The sequence below is a fragment of the Chryseosolibacter indicum genome (assembly GCF_018598585.1).
GTDB classification, from domain to species: Bacteria; Bacteroidota; Bacteroidia; order Cytophagales; family Cyclobacteriaceae; genus Chryseosolibacter; species Chryseosolibacter indicus.
In genome coordinates this window covers 105,711-128,832 of sequence record NZ_JAHESD010000008.1, presented here as the reverse complement: position 1 = coordinate 128,832, position 23,122 = coordinate 105,711, and the positions used below count along the sequence as shown (strand labels likewise).

General features: G+C 39.6%; 22 protein-coding genes. 17 read left to right on the top strand and 5 right to left on the bottom strand.

Annotated features, from left to right (window positions below; translation table 11 throughout):
• The first annotated feature begins 427 nt into the window (after window positions 1-427).
• Entirely contained in the window at window positions 428-868 is a 441-nt protein-coding gene (locus tag KK060_RS05945) for a lipocalin family protein (RefSeq protein WP_254152779.1), read from the top strand.
• Here the strand turns inward: KK060_RS05945 and KK060_RS05940 are convergent.
• Window positions 865-1,905 (bottom strand): quinone-dependent dihydroorotate dehydrogenase, encoded by a 1,041-nt coding sequence (locus KK060_RS05940; protein WP_254152778.1) that lies wholly within the window; start codon window positions 1,903-1,905, stop codon window positions 865-867. The two genes, KK060_RS05945 and KK060_RS05940, sit on opposite strands and share 4 nt — an antisense overlap.
• Window positions 1,906-1,994: 89 nt before the next feature.
• Here KK060_RS05940 and KK060_RS05935 point away from each other — a divergent pair, with 89 nt between their 5' ends.
• Entirely contained in the window at window positions 1,995-2,486 is a 492-nt protein-coding gene (locus KK060_RS05935; RefSeq protein ID WP_254152777.1) for an outer membrane beta-barrel protein, read from the top strand.
• Between the two features lie 50 nt (window positions 2,487-2,536).
• On the opposite strand, the gene xerD is transcribed toward KK060_RS05935, so the two are convergent.
• Window positions 2,537-3,442, bottom strand: a complete 906-nt coding sequence (gene xerD, locus KK060_RS05930; protein ID WP_254152776.1) for a site-specific tyrosine recombinase XerD — start codon at window positions 3,440-3,442, stop codon at window positions 2,537-2,539.
• Window positions 3,443-3,573: 131 nt separating this feature from the next.
• Here xerD and aroQ point away from each other — a divergent pair, with 131 nt between their 5' ends.
• Genes aroQ through rnhA form a run of 4 tightly spaced genes read left to right on the top strand, consistent with a single transcriptional unit; the run spans window position 3,574 to window position 6,097 of the window.
• On the top strand, window positions 3,574-4,002 hold the full coding sequence (aroQ, locus tag KK060_RS05925) for a type II 3-dehydroquinate dehydratase (protein WP_254152775.1): 429 nt from the start codon (window positions 3,574-3,576) through the stop codon (window positions 4,000-4,002).
• Between the two features lie 2 nt (window positions 4,003-4,004).
• Window positions 4,005-5,063, top strand: a complete 1,059-nt coding sequence (locus KK060_RS05920; protein ID WP_254152774.1) for an aminotransferase class V-fold PLP-dependent enzyme — start codon at window positions 4,005-4,007, stop codon at window positions 5,061-5,063.
• A 6-nt stretch (window positions 5,064-5,069) separates the two neighbouring features.
• Window positions 5,070-5,642 carry a MarC family protein gene (locus tag KK060_RS05915; RefSeq protein WP_254152773.1) on the top strand — a complete coding sequence of 191 codons (573 nt, stop codon included), beginning with the start codon at window positions 5,070-5,072 and terminating at the stop codon, window positions 5,640-5,642.
• The gene (gene rnhA, locus KK060_RS05910; protein WP_254152772.1) at window positions 5,639-6,097 is read left to right on the top strand and encodes a ribonuclease HI; all 459 of its coding nucleotides are present in this window, start codon (window positions 5,639-5,641) and stop codon (window positions 6,095-6,097) included. Before KK060_RS05915 ends, rnhA begins: the two co-directional genes overlap by 4 nt.
• Before the next feature lie 6 nt (window positions 6,098-6,103).
• On the opposite strand, the gene KK060_RS05905 is transcribed toward rnhA, so the two are convergent.
• Window positions 6,104-7,435 carry a saccharopine dehydrogenase C-terminal domain-containing protein gene (locus tag KK060_RS05905; RefSeq protein WP_254152771.1) on the bottom strand — a complete coding sequence of 444 codons (1,332 nt, stop codon included), beginning with the start codon at window positions 7,433-7,435 and terminating at the stop codon, window positions 6,104-6,106.
• Between the two features lie 78 nt (window positions 7,436-7,513).
• On the opposite strand from KK060_RS05905, the gene cdd reads away from it, so the two are divergent.
• Window positions 7,514-7,978, top strand: a complete 465-nt coding sequence (cdd, locus tag KK060_RS05900; protein WP_254152770.1) for a cytidine deaminase — start codon at window positions 7,514-7,516, stop codon at window positions 7,976-7,978.
• A 97-nt stretch (window positions 7,979-8,075) separates the two neighbouring features.
• Window positions 8,076-9,917, top strand: a complete 1,842-nt coding sequence (locus tag KK060_RS05895; RefSeq protein WP_254152769.1) for a GAF domain-containing protein — start codon at window positions 8,076-8,078, stop codon at window positions 9,915-9,917.
• Window positions 9,918-9,921: 4 nt separating this feature from the next.
• On the opposite strand, the gene KK060_RS05890 is transcribed toward KK060_RS05895, so the two are convergent.
• Window positions 9,922-10,257, bottom strand: a complete 336-nt coding sequence (locus KK060_RS05890; RefSeq protein ID WP_254152768.1) for a hypothetical protein — start codon at window positions 10,255-10,257, stop codon at window positions 9,922-9,924.
• Window positions 10,258-10,823: 566 nt separating this feature from the next.
• Between KK060_RS05890 and KK060_RS05885 the strand changes: the two genes are divergently transcribed.
• The 9 genes from KK060_RS05885 (at window position 10,824) to KK060_RS05845 (ending at window position 22,179) form a co-directional block, all read left to right on the top strand.
• Complete coding sequence (locus KK060_RS05885) at window positions 10,824-11,648, top strand: CheR family methyltransferase (RefSeq protein WP_254152767.1); 825 nt, start codon at window positions 10,824-10,826, stop codon at window positions 11,646-11,648.
• A gap of 21 nt (window positions 11,649-11,669) precedes the next feature.
• The gene (locus KK060_RS05880; protein ID WP_254152766.1) at window positions 11,670-12,263 is read left to right on the top strand and encodes a chemotaxis protein CheB; all 594 of its coding nucleotides are present in this window, start codon (window positions 11,670-11,672) and stop codon (window positions 12,261-12,263) included.
• Window positions 12,260-13,021 carry a GAF domain-containing protein gene (locus tag KK060_RS05875; RefSeq protein ID WP_254152765.1) on the top strand — a complete coding sequence of 254 codons (762 nt, stop codon included), beginning with the start codon at window positions 12,260-12,262 and terminating at the stop codon, window positions 13,019-13,021. Before KK060_RS05880 ends, KK060_RS05875 begins: the two co-directional genes overlap by 4 nt.
• Window positions 13,022-13,049: 28 nt before the next feature.
• Entirely contained in the window at window positions 13,050-16,517 is a 3,468-nt protein-coding gene (locus KK060_RS05870; protein ID WP_254152764.1) for a PAS domain S-box protein, read from the top strand.
• An 87-nt stretch (window positions 16,518-16,604) separates the two neighbouring features.
• Window positions 16,605-17,156, top strand: coding sequence for a SiaB family protein kinase (locus KK060_RS05865; protein WP_254152763.1), 552 nt, complete (start codon window positions 16,605-16,607; stop codon window positions 17,154-17,156).
• Between the two features lie 32 nt (window positions 17,157-17,188).
• On the top strand, window positions 17,189-17,551 hold the full coding sequence (locus KK060_RS05860; RefSeq protein WP_254152762.1) for a DUF1987 domain-containing protein: 363 nt from the start codon (window positions 17,189-17,191) through the stop codon (window positions 17,549-17,551).
• Between the two features lie 129 nt (window positions 17,552-17,680).
• Window positions 17,681-20,773 carry an ATP-binding cassette domain-containing protein gene (locus tag KK060_RS05855; protein WP_254152761.1) on the top strand — a complete coding sequence of 1,031 codons (3,093 nt, stop codon included), beginning with the start codon at window positions 17,681-17,683 and terminating at the stop codon, window positions 20,771-20,773.
• Between the two features lie 68 nt (window positions 20,774-20,841).
• The gene (locus tag KK060_RS05850; protein WP_254152760.1) at window positions 20,842-21,741 is read left to right on the top strand and encodes a hypothetical protein; all 900 of its coding nucleotides are present in this window, start codon (window positions 20,842-20,844) and stop codon (window positions 21,739-21,741) included.
• Window positions 21,742-21,759: 18 nt separating this feature from the next.
• Window positions 21,760-22,179, top strand: a complete 420-nt coding sequence (locus KK060_RS05845; protein WP_254152759.1) for a hypothetical protein — start codon at window positions 21,760-21,762, stop codon at window positions 22,177-22,179.
• Between the two features lie 112 nt (window positions 22,180-22,291).
• Here KK060_RS05845 and KK060_RS05840 read toward each other — a convergent pair whose 3' ends face one another.
• Window positions 22,292-23,050, bottom strand: coding sequence for an SDR family NAD(P)-dependent oxidoreductase (locus tag KK060_RS05840; RefSeq protein WP_254152758.1), 759 nt, complete (start codon window positions 23,048-23,050; stop codon window positions 22,292-22,294).
• Window positions 23,051-23,122: the final 72 nt, after the last annotated feature.

The following is a 23,122-nucleotide window of genomic DNA, read 5'->3' as shown; positions in this document are numbered from 1 at the left end:
ACCCAGTACAATCCCGACCAGATTACCCCCCCCATCCGCGACACCTTTGCGCCTGCTATGAGTTCCGTTTGAGCCCCATTTCAGCCAGAGATAACCCGTATATAACCCGTAGATAACCCGTACCTTAAAGAGACGGATTATCTACGGGTTATGTATGGGATATTGAAGGGTTAAGATCTGGTAGTATTAGACTTAAGTAGGAGTAAAATGCAGGTGAAACATCGCTGGCAATACCCTGCATTTACCTTAAAATCCGTCTGAAAATGTGATAAACGCGACCCTGGAAGGGGTTTCAAGCTTGCGGAAGGAAGGGAACAGGATGTACCAATAAGATGTTTCGTGGTGTTTTCTACCTGAAGTTGCAGGCAAAACAGAGGTCTACAGGTACGATTTTGGTTTTAAATCAGGTTATTAAAGGCTGAACATTATGAAAATCAAAATAATTGGATACTTAACCATATGTGCGCTTTGTGCACTCATGCTTGGCTGCGACGATGATGATAAAGATTTATCGAGCATAGAAGGAAGATGGAGTGGCGACAGGGCCGCACTAACGGTGAACCTGATTCCTATTAACGAAGACGACTTTGATGTGGTACTTGACTTTAAAGAAGATGGAACTGTTATACTGACGGAAGATAACAATACCATAACCGGTACTTATAAAGTCAGTGGCGATGATCTGACCCTTACGGGAATAAACATGGTTTCTATACCCGTTACATTAGAAGGAAATTATGACATTAAAGAATTAACAAACAATAGATTAGTTATTGAAGGCGAACGTGAAGGACAATACACCCACCCTGATTACGGAACAATTACGGGAAAGGTAAAGGCTACACTGTACTTCAATAAAACAAATTAATAGAGCTTTTCCTTAAGAATGGCTTTATTGATTTGTTTAACAAGTGAAGGCCCTTCGTAAATAAAGCCGGTGTACAACTGAACAAGGTCTGCTCCTGCTTTTATTTTTTCGATAGCATCTGCAGCACTCATAATACCCCCAACTCCTATTATTGGAAAATCGTTACCCAGCTTTTCTCTCAGGTAACGTATCACTTCTGTTGCTCTTTTAGTTAACGGTTTGCCGCTTAAGCCGCCGTTGCCAATAGCAGCTACCTTATCTTGGCCTGTTTGCAAGCCTTCTCTTGAAATGGTAGTATTTGTGGCAATAACACCGTCGATACCTGTGGTTTTTAGAATGTCAACTATATCGTCGAGCTGACCTGTAGTTAAGTCGGGAGCTATCTTTAAAAGTACTGGTTTGGGAGTAGTATGCTGAAGGGTCTTATCTTTTACAAACCTTAATAAGTTTTGTAGTGGCTCCTTCTCCTGCAGCGATCGAAGCCCAGGTGTATTGGGTGAGCTTACATTAACAACAAAGTAATCAACGTAAGGATAAAGAACATCTACGCAATAACCATAATCGTTCTGCGCCTCTTCGTTTGGTGTTACTTTATTCTTTCCTATGTTCCCTCCAACGATTACTTTAGACTTTCTCTGCTTCAGGCGCTCTAAAGCTTCATGTACGCCACCATTGTTAAAACCCATTCTATTAACGAGCGCCTGATCTTCCGGCAACCTGAATAGTCTTGGTTTGTCATTGCCTGGTTGTGCTTTTGGTGTAAGCGTTCCAATTTCAATAAAGCCAAAGCCAAGGTCCGCAAGTTCATCAATAAGCTTTGCATCTTTATCAAAACCGGCCGCTAAGCCCACCCTGTTTTTAAAAGTTATTCCGAAAAGCTTTTTTTCGAGGCGCTTATCTTCAAAAGCAAAGTGACTTCTTAAGATACTGCCAGACCCTGGCACCTTGCCCACGGCTTTTAAGGTATTAAACACAAGATGATGAACACTTTCAGCATCAATGGAAAACAAGAGTGGTCGGATCAGCGCTTTATACATTGGGCAAATATAATGCACTCCAGCCGATGGAAAGGAATGTAAAGATTCGATTGGCTTAATTTTTTCCGAGAAGCAGAAAACTCAAATCCATGAAAAAAGTATTATTGATCACACTCTTCTCAACACTTTTTTGTTCTGCGCTTACTGCACAAATACGTGTAGGGGGTATGCTTGGAACTGGAACAGATATCGACCGCTGGGGCCTTGGCATAAATGCGGAATATCTCTTCAATGAAAAAATGGGGGTTGCTCCTAAATTATTCTTTTACTTCCCTGAAGACACAGGAGTTGGTAAAATTTCTTTCTGGGAACTGAACGCTGACTTTCACTACTATTTTCTTTCTGAAGACGTTGTAAGCGTATATGGACTAGCGGGGCTAAACTTTCTTTTCGGAAAGATAAACTATGATAACGATCTGTTTTTGGATGACAGATCAGATAGCGATGTAGGACTTAACCTTGGCGTTGGTGCCAACTTCTTTGTTGGAAAAGTTATACCTTTTGCTGAATTGAAATATGTGGCCGGAGGTGCAGACCAAGCGGTTATTTTTTTAGGGGTAAAGTTTCCGATAGCAGAATAATAAAACTTTTATACAATAGGGTGTAGTACATACTGCACCTTTTTGTTTTTTTAACTACGCGGATGAAACTCCTTAATAACCTGCTTTAGGTAATCTCTGTCGAGGTGCGTATATATTTCTGTTGTTGTGATCGATTCATGACCCAGCATTTCCTGAACTGCGCGAAGGTCGGCACCGCCCTCCACCAAATGGGTTGCAAATGAGTGCCTGAATGTATGTGGACTTATTGTTTTTTCCAGCCCTATGCTTTTGGCCAGATTTTTAATGATGGTGAAGACCATCACCCGCGTAAGCATCCTTCCATTGCGATTAAGAAACACATAGCTTTCAAAACCTGGTTGTGGGGCTTTATGCGGTTGCCTTCCTCGTATCTGATCTATGTATATCTTCGTGTATCTCATGGCATCTCTACCTATAGGAACCAATCTCTCCTTATTGCCTTTTCCTATGATGCGTAAAAAACCAACATCAAAATAAACATGGTTGATCCTGAGATCTACTAGCTCAGAAACCCGAAGACCAGAGCTATAAAGTACTTCAAGCATGGCACGATTCCTTCCACCTTCGGCGGTAGAAAGATCAATGGCATCAAAAAGCTTTTCTATTTCATGATAGCTTAATGTATCCGGTAATTTCCTACCTAGCTTAGGACCCTCAATCAGCACGGTAGGATCATCTTCAATAGATCCTTCAAACAAAAGATATTTATAAAATGCCTTGATGCCGGAAAGAATACGGGCCTGGCTGTAGGCACTCAAACCCAGCTCGTTGATGTATTCAAGAAAGCCTTGTATATTTTTTGATGAAATTTTTAATGGACTGAGAGAAGCATTTGTTATCTCAATGTACTGCTGAAGCTTTGTAACATCATTTACATACGCTTCGATGGAATTGCCTGAAAGAGAGCGTTCGAGCTTTAGGTAGCTGGCGAAATCCTTAATTTCATTCGACCACATCGTTTATATCACACTCCAGTTTTCAATCATGAAGCCGTCTCGAACCCCATAATTCATCTTATCAATACAAATTTATCACTTTTGGTATAATAATGATCTATATTTGAAACATTTGAGCAAGACACTTCTGAATGAAAATACAGATCATCAACGGCCCGAACCTTAACTTACTTGGTAAACGTGAAACTTCAATTTATGGCAACCAGTCTTTTGAGGATTTCTTTAATACTTTAAAACAAAGGTTCCCTTCTTTTGATCTGCATTACTACCAATCTAATGTTGAAGGTGAGATTATTAACAAGCTTCACGAGGTTGGATTCACCTTCGATGGTATCATAATCAATGCTGGTGCCTATACACATACTTCTGTTGCGATACATGATGCCATTGGCGGCATTAAGACACCAACCATTGAAGTTCATATTTCGAATGTATATGCCCGCGAAGAATTCAGACACAAAAGTCTGATTACCTCCAAGTGTATTGGAATGATGACTGGCTTTGGAATGGAGGGATATGCTTTGGCGCTCGAATATTTTAAGAACATGAAAAAGAACTGACTATGATTTCATTCTATCCTGGTCCCTCACGCGTGTATGACGAAATACCCAGCTACGTGAAAGATGCTTATAAAAAAGGAATCTTAAGCATCAATCACAGAAGTGAGGAGTTTATGACTATATCGGAAAAGGTTATTACATTATTGAAAGACAAGCTGAATGTTCCAAAAGATTACACCGTCTTTTATACAACCTCTGCAACAGAGTGTTGGGAAATTATAGCACAATCTTTAACAAACAAAAGAAGCTATCATATCTACAATGGCTCTTTTGGAGAAAAATGGTTTGAATACACAAAACGGATAGCATCAGGAGTACGAAGTTATCCATTTAACAGAGAGGAAATTGTAAATCCTAAGAAGCTAAGATTTGGTGCTGAAGAAGGTGTAATTTGTATTACGCAGAATGAAACATCCAACGGAACGCAGGTTAGCAATGATATAATCAGACAGATCAAGGAAAACAATCCCACACACCTGATTGCTGTAGATGCAACCTCCAGCATGGGCGGCGTTGCACTTGATTTTAAAGCAGCTGATATCTGGCTTGCCTCTGTCCAGAAATGTTTTGGATTACCAGCAGGCCTGGGTTTATTAATATGTTCACCTTCAGCAATTGAAAAAGCATTGGCTATCAACGAGCGCAATCACTATAATAGTCTTGCTTTTATGAATGATATGATGGCCAAATTGCAAACTCCGTTTACACCAAATGTTCTAAACATCTATCTTCTTATGCGTGTATTGGAGGAAGTGAAACCTATTGAAGAGGTACACGCAAAGATTGTTAAAAGATATGAACGTTGGGCCAATTATTTCTCGAAGAAAGAAACATTGCAGCACCTCATACGAAACGAAGAAGCAAGATCATTTACAGTAGTACCGGTAATTGCGAAGGATGAAATAGTAACCAAAGTAAAGGCAAAGGCGAAATCGAGAGGAATACTTTTAGGTGAAGGGTATGGCGAGCTTAAATCGTCTACGTTTCGCATTGCAAATTTCCCTGCCATAAAAAAGAAGGAAATCAAAACACTCCAGGAGTTTTTATCCAATTATAAATAACAAAAGATGCTCAACTTTAAGGAAATATTTTCTGTAACACTTATTCTTTTTTCCGTTATCGATATTCTTGGGTCCATCCCTTTCATAATTCTCATCCGAAAGAGAGAAGGAAGGATTCAAGCAGAAAAAGCTACAGTCATTTCAGCTATACTGATGATTGGGTTTATGTTTCTTGGGCAGTCTATACTCCAGTTATTTGGTTTGGATGTAGCTTCTTTTGCTGTGGCTGGTGCTATTGTAATCTTTATTGTAGCCATGGAAATGATTCTGGGTATTACATTGATAAAAGATGACAGTCACTCAAAAGGTTCAAGTTCCATCGTTCCGCTGGCCTTCCCGTTAATTGCTGGCGCGGGTACCTTAACAACCATTCTTTCCTTAAGAGCAGTCTATGCACCGATAAATATTTTAACAGGAATTGTACTCAACCTCATCATCATCTACATTGTTCTCCGTTCAAGTGCGTGGCTTGAGCGGGTTATTGGTGAATCAGGTTTTGCCGTGTTACGCAGGGTGTTTGGTGTAATCTTGCTGGCAATTGCTGTTAAGATCTTCAAATCCAATGTCTTTCCAGGATGATCAGAATCTATACAGATGGTGCTGCTCAAGGAAACCCCGGGCCTGGCGGTTATGGTGTTATTCTCAAGTACAATGACTATGTAAAGGAGCTCTCGCAGGGATACCGGCTTACAACCAATAACCGGATGGAGCTTCTTGCTGTGATTACAGGACTGGAAGCAATAAAAAAAGAAGGTATTCCTGTAATGATCTTTTCAGATTCCGAATATGTAATCAACGCGATAGAAAAGGGATGGCTCTGGGGTTGGGAGAAAAAGAATTTCAGCAAAAAAGCGAACCCCGACCTCTGGCAGCGTTATATTCCTTTGCATAAAAAGTTTAGCCCTAAGTTTACATGGGTTAAAGGGCATGCGGGTCACCCGGAGAACGAGCGCTGTGATTATCTCGCAGTAAAAGCAGCGAAGAGTCCGCCGTTATTAGTTGATGAACAATACGAACTTCAGAAAGGAGTATAGTATAGGTTACCTTAACTGCTCTTCTTTTAACGCTATGTCGTAAGCACGCAACTCTTCCAATATAGGAATATAAAATTCAGGGGATGTTGGAATAACTACTCCCCTGCTTTGAATCCGGTTTTCGAGGATCAGCCTGGCTGCAATACCCAACGGCAGACCTACTGTTTTAGCCATTGCAGTGAAGACAGAATCGCTTCCGGTTGCAACCAGTGAGGCCTGGATTTCTCTTTCTTCTCCTCCATCATCATACACGAACCGGTGCCACATCACGATCTGATCTTTATCATCGGGCTGAAGTTTCCATTTCTTATTCAGAATGTGTTCAAGTATTTCTGCAGGTGTACCCTTTTTAAGTCCTACCTTTTCGTTAGAAAACAAGCCAACCCATTCCAGGTATTCTACTTCATGTCCCTGTAGGTCGAGTGATCGTTGTATGCTGATCTTATCCTTAATATGCCTTGGCGAGTTTCCATCGAGAAAAGAACTAATGAAATCAAGATGGGTCATCTGATCGACTTTCTCCATTTGGTAAGTATCATCACAACAACCCAACTGAACCAGTACATTCCATGCAGAACAAAAACCTCTATTCCTTAACGTACCTCTTATCATGGTTTGAATACCACCAATTCCATAAGTATCGATATACTTTAGTGAATCTCTGTTTACATATCCTTCATAGTCACCCAACCCGGCAACGTGTACTTGAGTTGTTCTTTTAAATAACTGCTGGTAAGGAATGTATTTATAACTACCGTTCTGTAAATACTTTGCCGTTGCCTGGCCTGCCATTACAACGTTTTTTGAATTCCAAGTAAACTTGTATCTCCATGGATTATCTTTATCTGTCTCGGGTGCGATAAGTCCACCTGTAAAGGATTCAAATGCTTTAAGTTCCCCACCCTGTGCCCTGATCTTGTCAATTACCTGTAAGGCACTCATGTGGTCAATACCAGGATCAAGACCACATTCATTTAAAAAGATCAACCCTTTTGATCTTGCCTCTGCATCCAATGCTTTCATTTCATCAGCAACATAACTCGCAGTGAGTAGATGTTTATTGAACTTAAGGCAATGTACTGCTACCAGCGGATGCAGGTGGGGTGGCAGTAAAGAAATAACGAGGTCTGCCTTCTCTATTTCCTGTAAACAGTCAGATTGTGCTATATCAAACAGTATTACCTTTCCTTGGGGATGACTACCTACTTTTTGCCTGGCTGCCTCCATAGAAGTGTCACCTACTACAATCTTCCATGAGAATTTCTCAGCCTGACTTAACAAATATGAAATCAGAGAAGCAGAAGATCTGCCTGCACCTACTACAAGAATGGTTTTCATAAGGAAAGCAAATTAAACATTATAGTAAATGAAAAATGTCAATAATCATTATCTTACCTTCCCTTTCTATTAAAAATTATGGACGACTTTGTCATTTACAAAAGTTTACAGGATCTTGATGAGCAAGCACAAGAGCTTATACAAAAAGCAAAACAAGCTACTGATAATGCTTATGCTCCTTATTCCAATTTTTTTGTAGGTGCGGCGTTGCTCCTTGAAGATGGATCTATAGTAACTGGTACTAACCAGGAAAATGCAGCCTATCCTTCAGGGATGTGTGCCGAAAGAGTAGCATTGTATTCTGCAATTAGCCAAAACCCACAAGCAGTAATTAAACGGATGGCTGTTGTGGCGCGTAAAAAGGACTTCGACGCATTAACCCCTGCAACTTCGTGCGGCCAATGCAGGCAGGTTATGCTTGAGTTTGAGTTTCGACAGCATAAACCTTACGAAATATTGATGCAAAACCAGGAGCGGCAATGGGTTAAGGCGTCCTCTGCCAGGTCTTTACTCCCTTTTTGCTTTACTAACGAAAGTCTTTAATTGACATTAAGTTAAAAGAACTTACATAGTCATATTCTGAAAGCTTCTGCCTAATCGTCCGGGTTAAAATCCTGATAATTTTTACTTTATTTGAACTATGAAGTTTTGGAAAAACAAGTCATTGAAGCAATTCGCCATCTACTTGTTAATTGGCATGAGTGCCATTTTTTTGTGCGAATACCTTATCATACGCAGCAAAATAGAAACCTTAGAAGAGATTGAAGGAAAGAAAGATTTTGCAAGAAGTACGCAACTTAAGGGTCAACAAATCGCATATATCGTACAACTTCATACAAGCGGACAACCAGGCCTGGCACCTGAAATATACAGCCGCCTTAACGAACAGGACCATCAACTACAAACCCTTGGACTGGGTGGCCGTGTCGATGAAACAGAAATCTTCCTTAAGCCACTCCCTCGCCTGCCCAGAATTTCGTTTGATAACCTTTACAATCATTGGGTCACATACCGCGCTGATGTAATGAGTTCAATACAAAACGAGCCTGAAATTCAGCAAATAATACAGGAATCTGACTCCACTTCTACCATTACCGATTCTGTTTCTGCGACCGTGGCTACAAGCGTTGCCATGGTTACGGAAATTAGCAAAACGTCTAATAAAACTGTTCTTGCCGGTCAATGGCTCACCATGTCAAACTGGTATGAGAAGCTAATGGTAGACCTGCAGGAAGAAGCTGAGAACAAGAAGGCATCAGTAGAAGGGTGGTTCTTCTTCTTTATAATACTGGATATTCTGATCTTCTCATCTTTATTCTACCTTTTCTTTAAATATGTTCTGAAGCCTTTACGAAAGTTGACGGATAACGCAGCCAATCAGCACCAGGATTTCAGCTTTCCCAAAAACGAAGTCGGTGCCTTAGCGTCAGAAATCAATGTTATTATTGAACAACTTAAAGATGCAACCGAATTTGTGGCTGCTATTGGAGAAGGCAAACTCGATTATGATTATACTATTCTCGATAGCGAATACAAGTCAGGAAAGAATAAGCTTGCCGACTCCTTAGTTTCTATGCAATTGAAATTAAGACAGTTAAACGAGGCTGAACAGAGAAGACAGTGGGCCAATGAAGGACTTACAAAATTTGTAGATATACTGCGTTCATCTAACGATAACATTACAACACTTGGAGATAAGATCATTTCTTCTCTTGTAAAATACACTAACTCCAACCAGGGAAGTTTATACATTCTTAATGACGAAGACGAGAGCAATAAACATCTTGAACTGGTATCCTTATTTGCTTTTGACACAAAGAAGTATGAGGCGCAAAAAGTAAAATTAGGACAGGGTCTTCTTGGACAGACTTTCCTTGAAAGAGAAACTACACTATTGAATGACATTCCTGATGAATATATCAGAATAACGTCAGGGCTGGGAGGCGCAAATCCAAAAGCACTTCTAATGGTGCCCTTAAAAGTTGATACCGAAGTTTATGGAATAGTAGAACTGGCGTCATTCAAAAACTACCTGCCTCACGAGATAGCTTTTGTTGAGAAGCTTGCCGAAACGATTGCCTCTACGCTAGCTTCAGTAAGATCTGCACAGAAAAACCGTCACCTGATTGAGCAGTTCCAGCAACAAACTGAAGTAATGCGTGCTCAGGAGGAAGAGATGCGACAAAACATGGAAGAATTGCAGGCCACCCAGGAGGAGCTGGCACGTAAAGAAAAGGATTATATCAATCGTATTAATGAGCTGGAGCAACAAACCAAACAGATAATTCCTGCCAGGGATCATGAACGGTTGAAGGAAGAGTTACGCCTGAAAGAACTTGACTATAGTGCAACCATTAAAACCTTGGAACAAAAGCTGGCAGAAAAACCTGCAAAAGGCGACGATTGGGAACTGGCTACTGAAGTAGAGAAGACGTTGCGCATACAGCTTGAAGCGCTGCGACTTTCAGAAGATAATGCTTAGCCTGCTACACCCAGTGTTTGGACTTGTAAAAGGATAACCCTAATATAATTAATAGCTCTATCTCAAGGAGCTGCGAAGCGGAGAGCTCTCTGAAATGAAAGCTTGTCACTCCTTTTTTATAAGGAAGAAGATTTTTTGGTATTTCAGATAAGAGAGAAGGATTAAAATACAAGGGCTGAAAATACAAGCCTACGTAATCTTTATAGAGAATAAGGGATACAAACATGACCCCGGGCCTGCGTTTAAGATTTTTAATTACTGCTTCACGGTCTGTCCATACTTCGTAGTGAACATTTGTATTGACTTTTGTTTTAAACCCCTTGGTGTGTTTAATTACCATCTCCTTTAACTTATTGAACAATTCATCTGCCTGGGTGTTTTTAACTGAACTCCCAAACTTTGAAATGTGATAAGTAACTGACGTTTTCAGGTTAATTCAAATTTAATAAGGTTGTAGACTCCGTAGGCGAAAAGAAAAATACATAACCAGCCCATTATACCAAGAAATAGATAAAACATTTCCCTGGTCTTAAAGAAGAGGCATTGTTTAACAAATTGCTTCAGCATATGACTTTATACAAATTGGTATACTGAAGTAAGCAAACCCTGCGCCTGTTAAGTAAGCTCTATCCAAATTTATGATTTTAGCGTTCTCTTAAAATATATTTCAGCGAATTTTTTAAACAAAAAGTATTGTATAAATAAACACTATTATGAGGCGGAGATGAAAATATGCTGAAACCGCATTAAATCTGATTTTTTAAGCTTATTAGGACAAATTCCCTTAATTTAAATCCCTTAAAATACTCGGCGTACCCAATGTTTCAACACATGTAATATTTACAGGTGAATACACCCCGTCGAGTTCGTTTTGAAAATTAACTTTGAGTTTTCTTAAGCCCCATTATGCAGGATATTGACATAGCTGACCTTAAACGAATCTCGGAAGTCATATACCAGAAGTATAATTATGATTTCCGCAACTACGCAATGTCATCATTTAAAAGACGCGTTCTCAGAATAATGGAGCTTAAAAAGCTTAACGTAGAAACGCTTCTTAAAAAATTCAATGACTCGCCCATGTTCATCAATGAGTTTCTTGATGAGCTTACAGTAAACGTTACAGAGATGTTCCGAGACCCCAGCTTCTGGCGGGTTATGCGTGAAGAGATAATTCCGGCAATTCTTTTGAATCACAGGCAGTTCAAGATCTGGCATGCAGGCTGCTCGTCTGGTGAGGAGGTAATGACAATGTGCATTATGCTCAAGGAAATGGGTATACTGCATGATGTGAGTATTATTGCAACCGATCTGGATGTGAATATACTTGAACGCGCTAAATCAGCGACCTATCCCATTAAGAACATGGAGTTAAATGAAAAGAACTACATTCGTTTCCAGGGATCGGCTCCTACCCTTAAAGATTATTACAAGGAAGAAAACGGTTATGCTGTTTTTAATAAAGATTTGCTAACCAATGTTTCTTTCAGGAAACATGACCTTGTTTTAGGGGACATCTTCAACAAATTCGATTTGATACTTTGCCGTAATGTAATGATCTACTTTAACCAGTCATTACAAAACGATGTACTCAAGAAATTCCATGAAAGCTTATTCAAATACGGCTACCTCGCTATTGGTTCTAAAGAATCATTAATATGGTGCGATTACGCCAATAGGTTTATAGTGGTTAACAATGAAGAGAAAATTTATAAGAAAATAAAGGACTAAAACGAAGCTGTTAGAGACGTAATGAGTAAGTATAACATAAATAACAGCTATAAGGCCGTTGTTATTGGAGGGTCGGCAGGCAGCTTTCAGGGTGTCGTAAAAATCCTGTCACAGCTGCCAAAGTCATTCCCTATACCTATTATTATGTGCTTACACCGTCTCAAGCACGTGCGCAATGGTTTCGTAGAGGCCTTGTCGATAAAAAGTGTAGTACAGGTCACTGAACCACATGACAAGGAAAGTATAAAAAAAGGCTCAGTTTACTTAGCCCCTGCCAATTATCACATGTCTGTTGAACTCGGGAATTATTTTGCCTTATCGACAGAAGAGATGGTGAATAATTCAAGACCGGCTATAGATATTACATTATCAACTTGTGCCTTTGTTTACAAAGAAAAATTAATTGGGATATTATTGTCGGGCGCTAACCGGGACGGGGCTGCAGGCATGAAGGCCATTCACGATAGAGGCGGTTTTACCATCGTACAGGAGCCTTCTGAATGTATGATTGATACAATGCCCAAAGCCGCGATGGCTGCAACTAAAATAGACCACGTTATGAAGGTCGATCAGATTGTGGATTTTTTAAAAGAATTAGATAAACAATACAGATGATGGAACTACTTAAAGATCATTACAAAGTTGGCTTATTCCTGGCCGGACTGTTTTTTCTTGGAATCATCTACAGCATCTACTCCATCTACTCGCTGCCGCATGAACTTAGCCTCACATCGGGCTATCAATCTGTTTTCACTCCCGTATATACTACTTTAGGTATTACCTTCATACTAGGAGGTATTACAATATGGTACGCGCTGCAATACAAAAACGAAGTAATCGTTTTTCGTGATAAGAAATTAGAAAGTGCGTTTGCTGCGAATGAAGCAAATGATGCAGGTTCTCAGACTACAATCTCATTAGAAAGCGTAAAAGCCAATTTACAACAGGCAAAAAGTACGAAAGAACTTATGCATGCTGCCCTGCAGGCAATTTGCAAGCAATTGGATGCAGGACAGGGAGCCGTATACGCAACTTCAGAAAAGGAAGGCAAGCGCATTGTTGAATTACAGGGAGGATATGCATTAAGCATTGGAGAAAGCACTGTATTATCTTATGAGTTCGGAGAAGGGCTCGTCGGCCAATCAGCTGCAGGTAATAAAACATTATATGTAGATGAAGTTCCTGACGGTTATGTAAAGATAATTTCGGGCCTGGGTAGTGCATCACCAAAGTATCTTCTTGTTGTACCAATACAAGAAGCTAACAAAACTTTAGGTGTTATGGAAATAGCTTCGTTTACCCCTATTACTGAAGATCAAAGAAAATTTGTAGAAGAGTCAGCGCAACTAATTGCCAATAGCATAAACGGTTAATTAAAGCCTAAAACCCCACAGGAGAGTTATGATAAAAGGAATTAAAATCAGTACAAAGGTCACGTTGCTTGTTCTGCTTTTGGCAACGGTCGCTGTTACTGCAATTAGCTTATTTACATACGACTACGTATTAAAGACCAAGCAGGAGAAGTTTATCACCAATCTGACCGTTATAGCAGACAATCGTGCGGCATATTTCAATCATTACTTCGAAAAAGTAACTTCTGCAATTCATTTTATGCAGGAATCTTCTGCAATTAAAGAAGGTGGATCTACTTCAACGGCCAACACAGGAGGAGACGACCTCATGATGCTAATGAGCAACGCTCCTGAGACAGCAGAAGCCGACACAGCAGAAGCTGAAGTACCAGAAGTAGCTCCCGCTCAATCGTTGGCAGATTACTTAAATGAACAGAAAGAACTTTTCGGTTTTGAGGAGATCTACCTGACAAGCACTACCGGTGCTATTGCAACTTCTACCAATGGAAAAACAGGTAACCTCCTTGACCCTGACGGAATAACATTTGAACAGGCACAACGCGGCATTTACTTTAGTATGGTAAGAGAAGATTCTTTAGGCTATCACTCTTTTGCCGCAGCCCCAGTAACGACACCTTCAGGAACACAACTATTAATAACAAAAATCAATCTTAAAGAGGCATACCGTGTACTTAAAAACTACACAGGATTAGGAGAAACAGGCGAAGTTATCTTAGCACAATACAATCCTGTTGCAAAAAAGATTTCTTTCATTAGCCCCCTACGTGAAGACGTAACGCTAAAACCCTTTAACGAACAAGACAACGTAGTGGCTGCCATCAAGAACACACTTGACAAAAAGGCAGTTGCTCCTGAAGGAATTGACTACAGAGAAGAAAAGGTTTTAGAAACAGCTCGCCCTGTTAACTACGGTAACATAGTCCTTTTATCAAAAATTGATACGAAAGAGGCTAACGGTGATACAGGTTCTCTCATTAGGACACAGGTATATGCCGGCATTGGAGTTATCATTATTGCAACAATGCTCTCCATGGTATTGTCGCGTTCGCTTACCCGGCCTTTATATGGCATGCGTAATAAGCTTAGCATGGTAGCACAGGGTGTTTTACCAGAGAGTACGGAAGACCACGCCAATGATGAGTTCGGGCAAATGGAAGCGAAAGTAGATGAGTTAGTAAAAACACTGAAAGGAAACGCAGACTTTGCCCAAAGAATCGGAGAAGGAAAATACGACACGCAATTCAAGCCAGCCAGTGAGAACGACCTCCTTGGTATGTCGCTTATCAACATGCGTCATAATCTGATTGAGAATGAACGCAGAGATAAAGAACGTAACTGGATTGTAAGAGGCGTTGCAGAGATCAGTGAAATTTTAAGGATGCACGACAGCACCGACGATCTTGGTGAAGATGTTATCCGTTTTATTCTTGACAAAATAGGTGCGATACAGGGAGCTTTTTACGTAATCAATGATGAGAATGAAAAGCAACCGATGATTGAAATGCGAGCCAGTTGGGCATACAACCGTAAGAAGTACCTGAAAGCCAAGTTTAAGTTTGCTGAAGGTCTTGTAGGACAGGCTGCCGCAGAAAAAGATACAATATTAAGAACCGAAATACCTGATGACTACGTATCCATTACTTCAGGTATTCTTGGAGACCAGAGACCTAAATGTATATTGATTGTCCCGCTTATAACAAATGAAGAAGTATATGGTATCCTTGAGTTTGCGGGCTTTAAAAAATTCGATCAGTCACAAGTAAAATTTGTTCAGGAGCTTAGCTTAATCCTGGCGAGAACAATTTTCAATATCAAAGTAAACGAACGTACCAGAAGACTACTTGCTGAATCTCAGGAAATGAGTAATGAGTTGAAAGAGAAGCAGGAAGTACTCCGTCAGAACGCAGAAGAAATGCAGGCTACGCAGGAGGAACTACAACGTTCTAACCAAAAGCTTGAAGAGCAGATAGAAGAAGTAAACCGCACGCAGAAGCGGATGCAGCTTCTTCTTGAAAACGCGTCTGAGGTAATCACTATTTATGAAGAAGATGAAACGATCCGTTACATTTCGCCATCAGTAGAAACTATTCTTGGTTACGGACAGAAAGAAATGATCGGTAAGAGCGACGTTGACAAAGTTCATCCTGACCACAGAAACATCTTCAAAGACTTGTTCAAAAAGATGATTGAGTCTCCTGATGAAAAAGTTACTGTTCAGTATGAATATAAGGCAAAAGACGGTAGTTACATGTGGATTGAATCTACCGGAACGAACTGTATGGCTAACCCTGCTATTCACGGTTATATCTTAAACTCAAGGGATATTACAGAGCGCAGAAGAGCCGAACAAGAACAGCGTATGCGAAGCAAAATGCAAGCGTTATCAGAAAACTCGCCTGATCTTATCACACGTTTGGAAGAAGGCTCTATCTCTTACATCAACCCGATTATTGAAGCATATACAGGCAAGAATCCTTCTGACTTCTTAAACAAAAACGTAAGGGAAACGGCACTTGATTCTACAGTTTTTGAAGCTTGGTTGAAGATTGTTGAAGAAGTTAACCAGACCAGCGGTAAGGTTGCTACTGAAATGGACTTCCCTTCGGAAATGGGTAAGCGCGTAATGCAGGTAAATGCAATTCCTGAATTTGATGAGACGGAAAAACTTGAGTCAGTACTTGTCGTTTCGCACGACATCACCGACAGAAAGATCATCGAACTTGAAATCCAGAATAAGAACAAGAAGATCACAGAAAGTATTAACTACGCGAAGAGAATACAAACTGCTATTCTCCCTAATACCCGCGTAATTAACCGCGCTCTTCCTGATTCATTCATCCTGTATAAACCACGTGATGTTGTTTCCGGAGACTTCCCTTGGTTTGTTCAGATCAAAGACGAAATCTTTATCGCAGCCGTAGATTGTACAGGACACGGCGTACCAGGAGCTCTTCTTTCTTTAATTGGATACTTCTTATTGAACGACATTGTACGAAGCCGAAAAGTAACAGAACCAGGCAAAATCCTCGACCTGCTGGATGAAGGTGTTACTACTACGCTGAGACAAGATGAAGACGCAACCACCAAAGATGGTATGGACATAGCGTTGTGTAAGATAAATATGGCAACTGGAGAGGTAGAATACGCCGGAGCGCACAGACCTTTGTATATCATGAAGAACGGCGCGATGGAAGAAGTTAAAGGTAACAAGTTCCCTATTGGTGGAGGCATATTTAAGAACCAGACAAACTTTACCAACACGAAAATTAAATTGAGCAAAGGAGACTCTATCTATTTCAGCTCAGATGGTTTCCCTGATCAATTCGGAGGTCCTGAAGGCAGAAAATTCGGCCCGAAGAGAACACGTGAAATCATTGAGCGGGTGCATACCTTATCAATGAACGAAGCGGTGAACATCTTTGATCATGAGTGGGAGAGCTGGAGAGGTGACCATAAGCAAACAGATGATGTTTTATTAATCGGAATTAAATTTTAAAACATAGAACTCCTTTATAACCGTTAAACGATTGGGTTTAACAAAAACTTAATAACTTAGCAAATTACAAACGTAATCCATTAGCACATGAACTTTATCTTTGACCTGCACCAAACCATGATGTCACAGAAGCTGATATTGGTTTACCAGGGCGATTTCACGCAGGAAACAACCAAGTCTATTCTGGCCATGGCAGAACGAAACATTGATTCTTCAGGAGAAGATTCAAGCATCAAGCGCAAAGTGTTCAATGTAATGGTTGAAGCGCTACAGAATATAGTAAAACATAGTGATGAATTGATTGATGGAACTATCCATAACCATTCTGCTATCTTCCTGATAGGGCGGGAATCAACACGTTACACGATTATGTCTGGCAACCCGATCCGTAAGGAGAATATTGGTCCCCTGAAAGATAAGCTTGAACGAATCAATAGCCTGGATAAGGAAGGATTAAAAGATCTTTACAAAGAGATTATCAAAAACACAACGATATCAGATAAAGGAGGAGCAGGATTAGGTTTCGTTGATATGGCAAGAAAATCAGGAGACAGACTTGAATATACATTTCCCGAAATGAATGCAGAGTACTGCTTCTTTTGCCTTAAAGTAAATGTACAGCGTGAAAATGCTGAATAATTAATTTTAGAACATAAACGAGCATAAATACCATGGAAATCTTAAACCTCGAAGGAACCGAAGATACACCGAAAATAATCCTTGATAAGAAAAACGGAATCTTTGAAATTTCAGGCCGTTCGCTGCCAGAAGATTCAGCTGAATTTTACAGACCTGTACTTGAGTGGATTGCGAAATATAGTGCAGAGCCTAATCCTTCAACTGAATTTGTATTCAAACTTGAATATTTCAATACAGCATCTTCTAAACTGATTCTCGATGTACTATCAGCATTGGAAGATATTAAAGGAATGAAAATAAACTGGTACTTCCATGAAGATGACGAAGACATGGAAGAAGCAGGACAAGAGTTCTCCGAACTTGTTGAAATCCCTTTCGACTTTAGAACTTACTAAAGACGAATCGATTTTTTTAGAGGATCGGTTACCAGTCAAAATAGTTTTTCCATGCTATGCATAAAACTGACCGGTAACCGATATTTTTTTGCTATCTTTATAGATTAAGCCCCTAACTAGTTAAATCCCATGAGTGAGGAAATACTCAAAGCTTTAACCCAGCTTTTTGCCATCATTACCAAACAGGATGGCGGAGTTACAGAGAAGGAACGCCAATACGTAATTACTTTTTTTCAAACTGAATTAGATAAGGATTCTGTAAAGGAGTACTTGGCGCTATATGATCAGTTTTCTGGTTATGGTAAAGAAGAAGACGAAGGCAAATCGAGATTAACTTCTGTAAAGGATTCTGTAAAGACCCTGGGTATATGTAAGAAGATCAACAAAACACTTACACAAAAACAGAAAGTAGTTGTTCTTATTAAACTTCTCGAACTTGTTGGTACCGATAAAAACTTTTCGCCACAACGCAGGGAAATTATCAATACAGTTTCAACAGTCTTTAACATCACAGAAGGTGAGTATGAGCTGATTGAAAACTTTGTTATCACTGACAATGCTAAGTCACTTGCTTTCCCCGATATACTCCTTCTTAACTCTGAACATGCAGATGGTACAAAAACATATAAGCATGTCCATGGTCATATTCAGGGGAACCTTGTTTTCATGCGCGTGCGCAGTGTTGAGATGTACTTTACCAAGTACCTTGGTGATGAGGCCAATATTCTCAACGGCTTTCCTATGCAACCGAACAGGGTATACCTGTTTTCGCATGGAAGCACGATAAAGACACAAGCTGGCGATGCACTATATTACAGTGATCTCGTTGCGAACTATAATGAAGAATTAAAAACAACTAAGCTTTCCTTTAACGCCGCTATTGATGAATTAAAATTTCCTAACGGAGGCATTGGGCTCAGAAACGTATTGATATCTGAAGGTCCCGGAAAGCTTATAGGCATTATGGGAGCCAGTGGCGCAGGAAAGACAACATTATTAAATGTACTGGCCGGATTGGTAACCCCAACACAAGGGCGTATCCTCATTAACGGATTTGATATTCATGAACAGAAAGAAAAGATTCATGGAGTTATCGGCTATGTTTCTCAGGATGACTTATTAATAGAAGAACTTACGGTTTACCAGAACTTATATTACAACGCAAAACTTTGCTTCGCTGATTTCACGGAAGAGCAGTTACATAAACGTGTAATGGAAGTTCTCGAAAACCTCGGCCTTGATCAGCGTAAGGATTTGAGGGTTGGAAATGCCTTGGACAAGACAATTTCTGGAGGGCAACGTAAGCGTTTAAATATAGCCCTTGAACTTATTCGCGAACCTGCAATTCTCTTCCTAGATGAACCTACTTCTGGTTTATCTTCAAGAGATTCTGAAAACGTAATTGACTTATTAAAAGAACTTTCACTAAAAGGTAAATTAATATTTGTTGTAATCCATCAGCCGTCATCAGACATCTACAAGATGTTCGATAAGATGATTATTATGGATACCGGTGGATACCAGGCTTACTATGGCCCTCCTGTTGAAGCCATTACCTACTTTAAGAAATCTACCCTTCAGGTAGACAGCAACAGAGGTCAGTGTGAGACTTGTGGTAATGTAAACCCTGAGCAGATATTTAATATCATTGAAGCAAAGGTTGTTGACGAGTACGGGCAACCAACCAGTAAAAGAAAGATCACTCCCCCACAATGGTATGACTTATACAAAGAAAGGTTTAAAATAAACCGTGTTGAAGATGTAAAGGAGGAGCCTCCTCACTCCCTGAATCTACCCAGCAAGATCAAGCAGACAATTATTTTTACAATAAGGGATACGTTAGCCAAAATAAGTAACAAACAATATCTTCTGATTAACCTTTTGGAAGGACCACTCTTGGCACTTATTCTTGCCTTTATTATTAAGTACAGAAGTGCACCAGGTGGCAAGGAATACATGTTCCGGTTTAATGATAACTTCCCTGCGTTTATGCTAATGAGCATTATTGTTGCCCTGTTTATGGGGTTAACAGTAAGTGCTGAAGAAATTATTCGTGATAGAAAAATTCTAAAGCGTGAATCATTCTTAAACCTAAGCTGGAATAGCTATCTGTTATCCAAAATCTCGATCCTATTCGTGCTCTCTGCCATTCAAACACTCACTTTCGTTTTGGTGGGGCATTTAATTCTTGAGATTGAATGGAGCATGCTATTACCATTCTGGTTTGTATTGTTTACAACGTCCTGCATGGCAAATGTGCTAGGACTCAACATATCATCTGCATTCAACTCTGCTGTTACTGTTTACGTAATGATTCCGCTATTGCTTATCCCACAAATGATTCTCAGCGGATTGTTATTCAGTTTCGACAAGCTTAATAACATGATCAGTACAAAGGGCAAAGTACCTATTGTAGCCGACATGATGGCATCACGCTGGGCATATGAAGCGATGGCTGTTTATCAATTCAAGAACAATTCATACGAAGAACCTTATTATGCTTTAGAAAAAGTCGAAGCACAGTCGGATTTTAATTCTTCATTTCTGGTCGATGAGTTAAATAAAAGGAGAAAATTTATTAATGATAATATCAGCCAAAAGAATGACTCAGTTCGTGCTACTATGGGTCAGTATTTAGCTATCATTCAAAACACCATTCAGGAGGAACCCTATTACAAAAAGGGTCTTGAGGGCTTAAACCTGAATAAAGCATGGACACTAAATGAATTTACCTCGGCTTTTGATCAGAAACTTGACGCATACTTTACAGGATACAAGAAGTTTTATCAGGATGCTTATAACAAAGCGGTAAATGAACGCGAACGTAGGATCTACGCACGAGAATCAGAAAAAGGCAGCGATTATAAACTAAATGACTATAAGAATAGATATCACAACGAGAGCCTTGCTGACCTTGTAACCAATATATCCGTAAAAGACAGGGTTATTGAATTTAATGGGAAACTCTATCAACAGATTAACCCTGTTTTCCTTGATCCTAAACCCGAACATGCTTTGGACTACAGAACACATTTTTTTGCTCCAAGAAAGAATTTGTTTGGGGTGTCAGTCGACACGTATTGGTTTGACATTTTGATCATCTGGGTAATGAGCGCGATACTTTACCTTACTTTATATTTCGAAGTATTTAGAAAAATCATTAATGCTTTTGATAAAGTGCCTGGAATGAAGTTCAAGATGCCTTTACCAAAAAAGAATTAACCTATCCAAGTAACATTTTGGCAAGGAATGCTGAATTTTTAATTTTGTAACGGGATAATTTTACACCTATGAGAATTATTACAACCGGACTCATTATAGCTTGCTTGTTCGCTTGCAGCTCCGGAAAAAAAACGGAAGAACAAGCCTTTCTTGAGGGGCTTGATACTGCAAAAGCCGAAGGCCCTGCTATATCTGAAGAGGTAATTGGTGATATTCTGCAATCGATACCCAGCCCGCTGGAAATATCTGTATTGCTGAAAGAGTCAGGTAAGAAATACAACGTATCTTATCTTAACTCTAACGATAACCTCCCTAAGTATAACAGTAATTACAAAAAGGCTCTCAATCTTGGCGTATACGGAACCGATTTGGGATATACTAACATCTATGAACAAAATCAGGATGGCGTTAAGTATATGGCTTCTATTAAGGATCTAGCTGATGGTCTTAACCTTGGCCAGTTTTTTGATATTGAAACAATCGGAAGACTTGCCACAAACAGCAAGAACCTTGATTCTTTATTATTGATTACAACACAGAACTTCAACAGCATTAACCACTACCTTCAGACGCAAAGCAGAGCCAACTTAAGCGTGCTCTTCCTTACAGGTGGATGGTTAGAAGCATTGCACATTGTGTGTGAGGTCTCAAAAGCAAATCCTGATAACAAGCAATTACAGGAAACCATCGGTGAACAAAAAGTGATCCTTGAGAATATCATTCTTTTGCTTTCTTTCTACAAAGACACAGACCAAAACATGGCATCATTGTTGACCGATATGGAGCAGCTGAAAGCCGCTTTTGATAAAGTGAAGATCACTTATACATACAAGGAGTCAACATTCGAAGTTGTAAATGGTGTAATGGTTATTAAGGACAATAGCACAAGCACTATTGACATCACGCCTGATGATATTAAGAGCATCAGCGAAATTATTACAAACATCAGAACCAAGGTAATCAGCTAAGATCAATAAAGAGCCAATATGAAAAAGTTAATATTCATTGTTCTGTCTGTTTTTGTTTTCAGCACTTTAGAAGTAATTGGACAATGCAATGCCGATGCGTTAAGCTCAGAATGTATACCTAAGCTTGCAGAAGGCTTCAACTTCCTTAAAAGTTACAAAATAGAAAAAGGCGGAAAAGACTACGTAGAATACTCCTATGTATTTACAAAAGGTACTCAATACATGATAAATATTTGTGCTGCAGGACAAAATACAGATGGTATTGTAGTAAGTCTATATGACTCAAACAGAAACAAAGTAGCCACAAGTAAAGTAGGCGGACAGTTTATATCAGCAATTGCATATCCCTGCAACACAACTGGCATCTATTATATCCAATATACTTTTGATGGTTCTACCAATTATTGCGGTGGTAGCGCATTAGGCTTCAAGCGATAACATAAATTCATTTGAATACGAAAGGCTTCTTCATAAGAAGCCTTTTTTATTTATTATCTCCCGCCCTGAAATAGGTACAACAAGTACTTCTGCTAAATATAATATAAGCCCTTTAATTACTGCGATTAACAATTGTAGCGCTGGCTTGTGCCGTCGGAAAAACAGTTATATCTGCAAGAACAACATGTGCAGGAGCAGACAAAGCATAGAGTATTATATCTGCAATATCCTCTCCTTTTAAAGGGGTTAATCCTTTATAAACATTAGAGGCTCTGTCAGCATCGCCTTTGAAACGTATAAGTGAAAATTCTGTTTCTACCATTCCAGGATTAATAGATGTTACTTTGATCCCATATGGATTAAGGTCCATTCTCATTCCCCTGGTAAGGGCATCTACAGCAAACTTGCTTGCGCAGTAAACATTTCCGTTAGGATAAACTTCTTTTCCTGCGATAGAGCCGATATTAATGATGTGTCCGCTTTTCCCTTCGATCATCCACGCTGACACCTGCTTTGACATGTAGAGCAAGCCTTTTACATTAATATCAATCATAGCATCCCAGTCAGCTACATCACCGTTTTGAATAGGATCAAGGCCATGTGCATTACCCGCGTTATTTATAAGAACATCTATCTTCCGCCATTTTCCTGTTAAACCTGATAATGCATCCAGCACCTCTTCGTTCTTTCTAACATCGAAAGACAATGTAATTACTTCTGTTTTAGAAGACAGTTCAGCTTTCAGTTTCTCAAGTCTATCCTTGCGCCTTCCACAAAGAATAAGGTTAAAACCCTTCTCAGATAATAATCTTGCTGTCGCCTCTCCTATTCCTGAAGTGGCTCCTGTTATTAGAACATTTCTTTTTTCCATAACACTAAAGAAACAAATATATCCCAACAGGAATATCACACCAAGAGTAAAGAGCGGGAAACATTAATGCTT